Source organism: Paraburkholderia sp. GAS348 (assembly GCF_050434205.1).
Classification (GTDB): Bacteria; Pseudomonadota; Gammaproteobacteria; order Burkholderiales; family Burkholderiaceae; genus Paraburkholderia.
In genome coordinates this window covers 1-2255 of the sequence record NZ_JBNPVT010000059.1, presented here as the reverse complement: position 1 = coordinate 2255, position 2255 = coordinate 1, and the positions used below count along the sequence as shown (strand labels likewise).

2 protein-coding genes are annotated in these 2255 nt (G+C 62.0%); both read right to left on the bottom strand.

Annotation, left to right across the window (positions count from 1 at the left end; all coding sequences use genetic code 11):
• A partial coding sequence (locus P3T22_RS33145; protein ID WP_429327275.1) for a TolC family protein occupies window positions 1–613 on the bottom strand: 613 nt, incomplete at its 3' end.
• A 7-nt stretch (window positions 614–620) separates the two neighbouring features.
• Window positions 621–2255: efflux RND transporter permease subunit (locus P3T22_RS33140; RefSeq protein ID WP_429327274.1), on the bottom strand; the 1635-nt coding region annotated here is incomplete at its 5' end.

Genomic DNA, 2255 nt, shown 5'->3' with positions numbered 1-2255 from the left:
TGAAATAGTTCGCGGCAACGTCCGCCTGAAGCGAAAGCTGCACCGAGCGCAGGAGCGCCTGCGATGCCTCGCTTTCTGCAGTACTCGCCTTGACCGCATCCGACACCCGGCCGAAAAGGTCCGCCTCGTAGCTCGCCGTCGCCTGCGCACGCCACAGGGTCTGGGCGGGCACGTCGCCACCGTCCGGCTGGAACTGCGAGGCCGACGTGACCTTTTCTCGGGTGGGCCCGAAGCCGGCGCCGATAGTCGGGAAAAGGTCCGCCCGGGAGACCTGCTGAAGGGCGCGGGCCTCCTTGACCCGGGCCGCCGCGGCAGCCAGATTCTGGTTGGCAGACAGCGCCTGCTCCTCGAAGTCGTCAAGGGTGGCGTCGTCAAAAATCACCCACCACTTCCCGCGGGGAATCTGGTCGGACGGCTGCGCGATTTTCCAGGCACCCGCCTCGCCTTCTGTTCCGGCCGTGGCCGTTATGGGCGGCGCCTCCTTGAACGCGGGGGCGCTGGCCACGTCCGGAACCTTGTACTGCGGCGCGAGCGAGCAGCCTGCGCCCAGAAGTGCCGCGCTCAGGAGCGTCAGCGAACCCAGCAGAACACGTTTCACTGTAATTGTCGACATGGTGACCTCACGCTTCGACCGAGGCATCGACACCGCGAACGTGCGGGTGATGTCCGTGCTTGTCCACGATGTGCTCTGTCCGGGCGAGCTTTCGCAGAACGACATAGAAGATGGGTGTCAGCAGCAGCCCGAACAGGGTCACCCCAAGCATCCCGAAGAACACGGCGATACCGATGGCATGACGCATCTCCGAACCCGCGCCACCCGAAACGACCAGCGGCACCACGCCCATGATGAACGCGAAGGACGTCATCAGGATCGGTCGCAAACGCAGCCGGCTGGCCTCGATGGCAGCCTGCACGATCGAGCGTCCCTCCATCTCCAGCTCGCGGGCGAACTCGACAATGAGAATCGCGTTCTTCGCGGACAACCCGACCAGCACCATGAGGCCAATCTGCGTGAATATGTTGTTATCCCCGTGAGTCAGCCAGACGCCGAGCAACGCTGACAGCACGCTCATCGGCACAATCATCAGAATGGCCAGAGGCAATGTCAGGCTTTCATACATCGCCGCCAGCACCATGTAGACGAGCAGTACGCTGATCGGGAACACCCAGAGCGCGGCGTGGCCGGCAAGAATCTGCTGATAGGTCAGGTCAGTCCACTCAATCTTCATTCCGCGTGGCAACGTCTTCGCGGCGATCCTCTCGACCGCAGCCTGTGCCTGCCCCGATGAATAGCCCGGTGCGGGGCCACCATTAATATCAGCTGCGGTGTAGCCGTTGTACCGGACGACCGAATCAGGACCGAAGGTCGGCGTGATTTTCACAAGGGTCGACAGCGGCACCATCTCCCCCTTGTCGTTACGCGTCTTCAGCAATCCAATGTCGTCCATATTGGAGCGGAATGGCGCATCCGCCTGCACCCGCACCTGATAGACACGGCCGAAACGGTTGAAGTCATTGACATAGAACGAGCCGAGATAGATCTGCATCGTGTTGAAGATGTCGGTCACCGATACACCCAGCTGCTTCGCCTTGACGCGGTCGACATCGGCATTCACCTGCGGCACATTGATCTGGTACGTGGAGAACGACGGACCGAGCTCGGGCGCCTTCGCGGCCTCCTTGAGGAAAGCCTGGGTCGAATTGTCGAGCGCGGTATAACCTGCGGCCTGCTGGTCTTCGATCTGAAGCTTGAAACCACCCAGCGTGCCCAGGCCAAGAACCGGCGGCGGCGGGAAGACGGCGACGAATGCCCCCTTGATCCCGGAGAATCGCCTGTTCAGTTCCGCCGCAATGCTCAGACCCGTCATGGACTTGCTTTTACGCTCTTCGAAGGCCGTTTCGCTAAAGAAGATGACCGCCGAACTCGACGAGTTGGTGAACCCATTGATCGACAGCCCCGGGAACTGCACGGCTGCCTCGACACCGGGTGTCTTCAGGGCAATATCCCCAACCTGTCGCACGATCGCTTCCGTCCGGTCGAGGGACGCGCCATTGGGCAGCTGCACGATCGCGACCAGGTACTGCTTGTCCTGAACGGGGACGAACCCACCGGGCACCACCTTGCCCATCAGAACCGTCAGCCCCAGCAGGACGGCGTAGAGGGCGAGGATCACGGCCTTGCGGTTGACGATCCTGGAGACCCCCCGGCTGTAAGACTCGGAGCCGCGATGAAAGACCTTGTTGAAGCCGTTGAA